Origin of the sequence: Paenirhizobium selenitireducens ATCC BAA-1503 (genome assembly GCF_900492185.1) — a bacterium.
Taxonomy (GTDB): Bacteria; Pseudomonadota; Alphaproteobacteria; order Rhizobiales; family Rhizobiaceae; genus Allorhizobium; species Allorhizobium selenitireducens_A.
Genome location: NZ_UEYP01000037.1, coordinates 1 through 6,253 on the forward strand (window position 1 = coordinate 1; position 6,253 = coordinate 6,253).

Here is a 6,253-nt window from a genome sequence, read left to right on the forward strand (position 1 = left end):
CTGCCCGGGACGGGCTGGGGTCAGCGATGTCGCCTACGTCAATGCGCATGGAAAATCGCGCTTACGCCGCTCGGCAGTTGACCAGCAAGTTGACCCCCCCTCTGTGTAGCAGGCAACAGCCAGCCGGCTCGGCCTACCCGAGTTCCACGTTCTTTTTTTGGACGCAACGGAACGACATTTTTGCACCCGACGTCCGACAGTCAGAAAGCAGGTAGGACAGTGTCATACTATTGAGCAGCAATCATCTCGTGCATCCCAAACGGCTGGCCTGCTCGGGTGGCCTCAACTGCGAGCCATGCTGTTCGCGTTATCTGGCTTCACTGCGCTTCAATCAGGGCGCGTCCCTGGCGCAGTACCTGCTCGAAAACTTCGGTGATTGCCTGCGAAGATACCGGTACGTCTGTAAAATTCCGTGTTCCCATCGCAATCGCTTCCCCGAGGCCTCCAATTTCGGCTTCGAGTTTCGCAAAATGCTCCAGCGGATCAGTATGAGCCACGGAGACCTCGCGAAGCAAGATAGCGTTCAGATTGATGAGCGCCAGGACTTGCTTCGAAACTGTCTCAGTTCGGTCGATAAGCGCAAGAAGCGCTTTCCCGTTGTCATTGTCACTAGTCAAAATCTGGTCCTCCGCGCCACAAAGCGACACTGCCCGACGATGCTCTCTCAGCAGTGCACTTGCTCATACGACAAATAGCATAATCGTGAAGCCTTACCATGGCCTTAGAGCGCGTGCGTCTGGCGTCCTCGGTTAAGGGCCCGGTAACCTTCCAAAGCCCGAACGTGATTGAATAACCAGAAATTAGCTAGTGCTGATCTAGCTTGGTTTCTGTAAACGCGCTGGCTCAAAGGAACCTGAGTGCCGAAGTTTACTGCTGCTCATTTTTGCAGCTCTTGTCATCGTCGGTCACACGATCGTCGATCGGAATTCGGAGCTAAGTATCCATGGAAGCTAATAGCCTGCTGATTACGTTTCTCGCCCAGATGGGGGTAATCAGCTTTGCGCTCACGTTTTGTTCTTTTGTGCGCGACAGGGTCCGAGGTAAACAGAGCGCCTGGCGTTTGATCGTCAGCGGCCTATTCTTCGGGGGTGCCGCGGCACTCCTTATGAACATGTCAGGCGAGCTCATCGACGGGTTTCGATTTGACTTGCGCATTGTGCCCTTGGCCATTGTAGGCCTGATCGCTGGGCCTATCGGTGCAATCATGGCGGCCTGCACCGCATCTGCGGCTAGGCTTTGGCTCGGAGGGGCCGGCACAGCATTGGGTTTGTTGGGTATCTGGCTGGCGTGTCTCGTGTCGATTTCCGGGCACTTGTTTCTGAAACGGGGGTACATCCGACCATCCGACGTCCTTTTATTCAGCACCTTGAACGCCGGCATCGCCTTTCTGATTCTGTTGGTGTTGCCGCAGACTGTTCGTACCAATCTTAGCCAGTTCAACGCGCAATACAGTCTGCTGGCCTTGAATTTCGTAGGTACCTTGATCTCTGCCTCCTTTGTCCGGCTAGACCAAATGCGTCGAGAAAGCGCTCATCTGAACGAGCTCCACAGCCAGATTGTCAGCGCGCTTCCGGATGCCCTGAGCGTCAAGGATCTCGACGGTCGGTTTCTCATTGCCAATGACCCAACAGCTGTATTGATGGGAGCGACAGATGGCGTTGCGATGGTTGGCAAGACAGATTTCGACTACTACAACCCAGAAGAAGCCGCGCTGTTCTGGAAACAGGAACAGGAATTTCTGGCGGACCCAAAACCGGTCGTGCTCGAGCAGCAGTTCAGCCGTAATGGCCAAACATACTGGTTGAGTACAATTAAAGCTCCGTATCGCGACGAAAGTGGTGAACTTAAAGGCATTTGTTGGTTTCCACGCAGAACTGAGCCGGTTAGGCGCATAATTTCCATTGAGAATTGAGCCATGTGACCTTCCCCCGAACGCGGTCAGCGACGGGGGCAACGGAGTGATCCACATGGGACTTTTAAACATCATCCGGCGAATGAAACTGCGCGAGAAGCAGTCGATCCGCGAGATCAGTCGGCATACTGGTTTGTCGCGCAACACGATCGCGAAGTATTTGAACGCTGGTACGATCGAGCCGACGTTCACGGTACCGGAGCGGCCGAGCAAGCTTGATCCTTTTGCCGACAAACTGGCGGCCTGGCTGAAGACCGAGGCCGGGAGGTCGCGCAAGCAGCGCCGAACGCTGAAGCAGCTTCACGCCGATCTGGTGGTTCTCGGCTTTACCGGCTCCTATGGTCGGGTCGCTGCCTTTGCCCGTGAGTGGCGGGTTGAGCAGCAGACGACTGGCCGCGGCATATTCGTTCCGCTGTCTTTCCGTGCAGGCGAAGCATTCCAATTCGATTGGAGTGAAGATTATGCTGTGATCGGCGGCGAGCGCACCAAGCTTCAGGTCGCACATATCAAGCTATCGCACAGTCGGGCGTTTCTGGTCAGGGCCTATCTGCTCCAGACACATGAAATGCTCTTCGATGCCCACTGGCACGGGTTCCGCGTGTTCGGCGGCGTACCTGATCGCGGCATCTACGACAACATGAAGACGGCGGTCGACCGCGTCGGTCGCGGCAAGGAGCGGCAGGTCAACATCCGTTTCCTGGCGATGACCAACCACTACGTGTTTGCGCCCGAGTTCTGTAATCCAGCGGCAGGATGGGAGAAGGGTCAGGTCGAGAAGAACGTCCAGGATGCGCGACCGCGGCTGTGGCAGCAGATGCCGGACTTCCCAGATTTGGCGGCGTTGAATGACTGGCTGGAACAGCATTGCCAGGACCTGTGGCGAGAGACGGCGCATGGCACCTTGTCCGGCACAATCGCAGATGTTTGGGCTGATGAGCGGGCAGCATTGATGGCGTTGCCGACTGCATTTGACGGTTTCGTCGAGCAGAGCAAACGCGTCTCGCCGACATGCCTGATCACCTTCGAGCGTAATCGTTACAGCGTGCCAGCATCATTTGCGAACCGGCCCGTCAGCCTGCGGATCTATCCCGAGCGACTGGTCATTGCGGCCGAGGGCAATATCCTATGCGAACATGTTCGGATCATCGAGCGGAGCCACGACAAACCGCCAAGGACGATTTACGACTGGCGGCATTACCTTGCGGTCATCCAGCGCAAGCCCGGAGCCCTGCGCAATGGCGCACCGTTCCTGGAATTGCCGCTGGCCTTTCGACAACTGCAGGACCAGATGCTCAGCCGTCCTGGCGGTGATCGCGAGATAGCCGATATCCTCGCTCTCGTCCTCCATCACGACGAACAGGTCGTCGTCAGGGCTGTGGAACTGGCTCTGGATCAAGGCGTAGCAACCAAAACGCATGTGCTGAATCTGCTGCATCGGTTGATTGACGGCAAGACGACCGACGGTCCCGACATCGATACGCCACAGGCACTGACTTTGCTGCGGGAGCCCAAGGCCAATGTCGAACGTTACGATGGCCTGCGTGTCCGGATCGTGGGAGGTCGCAATGCGTCATGATCCCGCCAGCGCCGCCGTCGTCATCATGCTGCGTAGCCTGAAGATGTATGGCATGTCTCAAGCCGTCACGGACCTGATCGAGCAAGGTGCTCCGGCTTTTGACGCGGCCGTGCCGATCCTGTCCCAGTTGCTGAAAGCCGAGATGGCAGAGCGTGAGGTCCGGTCCATAGCCTATCACATGAAGGCTGCCCGCTTCCCAGCCTACAAGGACATCTCCGGATACGACTTCGCCGCCAGCGAAATCAACGAAGCGACGGTGCGCCAATTGCACAGATGCGAGTTCATCGACGGGGCGCAGAATATAGTGCTTGTCGGCGGACCGGGCACAGGAAAAACGCATGTCGCGACCGCCCTCGGCATCCAGGCGATCGAGCATCATCGCCGCAAGGTCCGCTTCTTCTCGACCATCGAACTGGTCAACGCGCTCGAGCAGGAGAAGGCTAAAGGCAAGGCAGGCCAGATCGCTGAGACGCTGGTTCGTCTCGAACTGCTGATCCTCGATGAGCTCGGATACCTTCCGTTCAGTGCCTCAGGCGGAGCGCTGCTCTTCCACCTGCTGAGCAAGCTTTATGAGCGCACCAGCGTCATCATCACCACCAACCTCAGCTTCAGCGAATGGGCAACGGTCTTCGGCGACGCCAAGATGACGACGGCTCTTCTCGACCGTTTGACCCACCGTTGCCACATCCTTGAAACCGGGAACGATAGCTTCCGCTTCAAAGCCAGCTCGGCCGCTGCAGCGCAAAAGAGAGGAGAAAAAGCCAGTCACTTGACCAAAGCCTGATCAAAAAACCATACTTAGAGGTGGCTCACTTCTCGGTGGAAAAACCGGCTCAGTTCCGCGTGGAAACCAACAGTTAGTCCATCAACCGAGCAGCGCGGCCGCTGCGCCGTTGGGCACTGTTGTAGTATTGCGATGCCTGCTGAACGGATCGATGCCTTGACTGCTCCATCGCTTCGGGAAGAGGAATACCACGATTAGCAGCTTCTGTCAGGTAGCCAGAGCGTAGGCCATGGGCGGAAAACTCCGTCGGATCGAGCCCGGCCATTTCTACGCGCTGCTTGACCATGTCATTGATCGCCTTCGGGTCCAGCGGCCGGCGCGAAACATTGCCCCACCGATCGATTGCCCTGAAGACACTGCCCTTGTCGATATTCGCCGCGGCAAGCCACGCGTTCAGCGCATCGACCGGTCGACCGCTGAGATAGACGACTTCGTCGTTATCTGCGCCGCTGGTTTTGGTGCGACCGAGATGAATGGAAAGAGAGAGCAGGGGAGGTGCCCCGTCAACCTGGATCGGCTCTTCCCGCTGCAGCTGCTCGACCCTGAGGCCCGCGATTTCGCTGCGGCGACGGCCGCCCGAGGCAAAGGCGACCATGAGGATCGCACGATCTCTGATGTCGCGCAGGCTGCCCGTCGAGCAGGTTGTGATCAGCCTGGACAGAATGTCCCCTGTGACGGCCTTCGCGCTTTTCCGCTTCCTTGGCCTCGGAGTCGCACGAACGGCCAGTCGGAGTGCAGATTTGAGAGCAGGAGAACCGAAAAAGCCGTCCAGCCCACGCCATGTCGTCAGGGTCGACCAAGTGGCGAGCCGCCGGCGCACGGTATCGGGTGCATGCGGTCCGACCGTCCGTAGAAATCCCTGGATCCGGAGCTTGTCGTCGACATCTGCCGGCATACCGTGTTCCGGATCCGTCAGACGTTTCTCTGCGTCCCACAGGTGGTGCGCGACGAATTTTAGAAGGAGCGCTTCGGGTGCTGGCCAAGGAAGCGAGCGGCCCGTCGCCGCCAGCGACCAAGCCTGCAGGTACGCAAGATCGGAGGTCAGCGCGCGCAGCGTGTTGGCACCCATGCCCTCGTTGACGAGATGGCGAAGGGTCTCGATGTCCTGATCGGTCAGAAGTTCCGCCAGCTCATCCCGTCGGTCCATGGGGAGAACTGCGGCAATTGTGTCGAGTGTCGCTACTCGGGCCGCGAGCTCAGCAGAGCGATCAATGCTCATGCTCAGGGGTTCCAAACACCGCCACACCTTCTGCGCGGGCAGCTTCCGCCAGTCGGCGGTCGAGCGTGGCGAGAGGGAGCTGTTCAAGAAGTGCTAGAGCGAGGTAGGCGGCATCGTAGGCGCTGAGACGGTATTTCCGGGACAAACGCACCACCTCTGTGTCGTCGCCGGCGCCACTCAGGTGCAATGGTAGGCTGCGGAACCGCGCCAGCGCCGAATGAACATAATCAGCCGAGATCCGCTCACGCTTTTCGGCGCTCAGGAGTATGCTGCGAATCTCATGGCGAAGCAGATCCGGCGCGACTGCGTCTTCCTCTGCCATGCGGGCCATTGCTAGTTCGGCGGTTGTGTTTTCTTCGTCCGGCAGCAGCCACGCGCCAGCGATCGAGGCATCAACGACAAAGGCCACTAGCGTCGGCCTTCCTGCTTCCATTCCTGGATTTCTTGATGGGTGACGGGCTTGGCCTGGGCGCGCAGCGCTCGTACCGCTTCGATCGCGGCCAGACGCTGACGCCGCTCGTCCATGGCCACCAAACGCGCTACGGGATCATTGCCACGAGCGATGATGAAGTCCTCGCCGGCCTCGACGCGTGCCAGCAGTTCTGACAGATGCGTTTTGGCCTCGGCGACCTTGACGGTAACAGTCATGACAAGTCCTTCCCTATTCGTTCTCGCAATTCATATGTAAAATAGTCAGCATGCCGAAGTTGGTCAATAGGCTGACTAACTGACCTCCGATAAGGGTTACTTATCGATAGTTAC

General features: G+C 58.1%; 7 protein-coding genes. 3 read left to right on the top strand and 4 right to left on the bottom strand.

Annotated elements, in window-relative coordinates; translation table 11 throughout:
• Positions 1 to 317: 317 nt before the first annotated feature.
• A complete protein-coding gene (locus RHIZ70P_RS22485; RefSeq protein ID WP_147294057.1) occupies positions 318 to 617 on the bottom strand; it encodes a hypothetical protein in 300 nt (99 codons plus the stop codon).
• A 326-nt stretch (positions 618 to 943) separates the two neighbouring features.
• Here RHIZ70P_RS22485 and RHIZ70P_RS22490 point away from each other — a divergent pair, with 326 nt between their 5' ends.
• From RHIZ70P_RS22490 to istB, 3 genes are read left to right on the top strand one after another with little or no spacing between them, the layout of a single operon-like run.
• Positions 944 to 1,912, top strand: coding sequence for a LytS/YhcK type 5TM receptor domain-containing protein (locus RHIZ70P_RS22490; protein WP_115672795.1), 969 nt, complete (start codon positions 944 to 946; stop codon positions 1,910 to 1,912).
• Positions 1,913 to 1,967: 55 nt separating this feature from the next.
• Complete coding sequence (istA, locus tag RHIZ70P_RS22495) at positions 1,968 to 3,488, top strand: IS21 family transposase (RefSeq protein WP_115672796.1); 1,521 nt, start codon at positions 1,968 to 1,970, stop codon at positions 3,486 to 3,488.
• Positions 3,478 to 4,272, top strand: coding sequence for an IS21-like element helper ATPase IstB (gene istB, locus RHIZ70P_RS22500; RefSeq protein WP_115672797.1), 795 nt, complete (start codon positions 3,478 to 3,480; stop codon positions 4,270 to 4,272). The genes istA and istB overlap by 11 nt, the downstream gene beginning before the upstream one ends.
• Positions 4,273 to 4,345: 73 nt before the next feature.
• Here istB and RHIZ70P_RS22505 read toward each other — a convergent pair whose 3' ends face one another.
• From RHIZ70P_RS22505 to RHIZ70P_RS22515, 3 genes are read right to left on the bottom strand one after another with little or no spacing between them, the layout of a single operon-like run.
• Positions 4,346 to 5,491, bottom strand: a complete 1,146-nt coding sequence (locus RHIZ70P_RS22505) for a tyrosine-type recombinase/integrase (RefSeq protein WP_115672798.1) — start codon at positions 5,489 to 5,491, stop codon at positions 4,346 to 4,348.
• Positions 5,481 to 5,924, bottom strand: coding sequence for a type II toxin-antitoxin system VapC family toxin (locus RHIZ70P_RS22510; protein WP_233109155.1), 444 nt, complete (start codon positions 5,922 to 5,924; stop codon positions 5,481 to 5,483). Before RHIZ70P_RS22510 ends, RHIZ70P_RS22505 begins: the two co-directional genes overlap by 11 nt.
• On the bottom strand, positions 5,900 to 6,139 hold the full coding sequence (locus RHIZ70P_RS22515; protein WP_115672800.1) for a type II toxin-antitoxin system Phd/YefM family antitoxin: 240 nt from the start codon (positions 6,137 to 6,139) through the stop codon (positions 5,900 to 5,902). Before RHIZ70P_RS22515 ends, RHIZ70P_RS22510 begins: the two co-directional genes overlap by 25 nt.
• Positions 6,140 to 6,253 lie beyond the last annotated feature (114 nt).

What these genes read in the sequence shown, in the direction of transcription:
- RHIZ70P_RS22490 (WP_115672795.1), top strand. Translation starts at nt 944, where the DNA reads ATGGAAGCTAATAGCCTGCTGATTACGTTTCTCGCCCAGATGGGGGTA.
- istA (WP_115672796.1), top strand. Translation starts at nt 1,968, where the DNA reads ATGGGACTTTTAAACATCATCCGGCGAATGAAACTGCGCGAGAAGCAG.
- istB (WP_115672797.1), top strand. Translation starts at nt 3,478, where the DNA reads ATGCGTCATGATCCCGCCAGCGCCGCCGTCGTCATCATGCTGCGTAGC.
- RHIZ70P_RS22505 (WP_115672798.1), bottom strand. Translation starts at nt 5,491, where the DNA reads ATGAGCATTGATCGCTCTGCTGAGCTCGCGGCCCGAGTAGCGACACTC.
- RHIZ70P_RS22510 (WP_233109155.1), bottom strand. Translation starts at nt 5,924, where the DNA reads ATGGAAGCAGGAAGGCCGACGCTAGTGGCCTTTGTCGTTGATGCCTCG.
- RHIZ70P_RS22515 (WP_115672800.1), bottom strand. Translation starts at nt 6,139, where the DNA reads ATGACTGTTACCGTCAAGGTCGCCGAGGCCAAAACGCATCTGTCAGAA.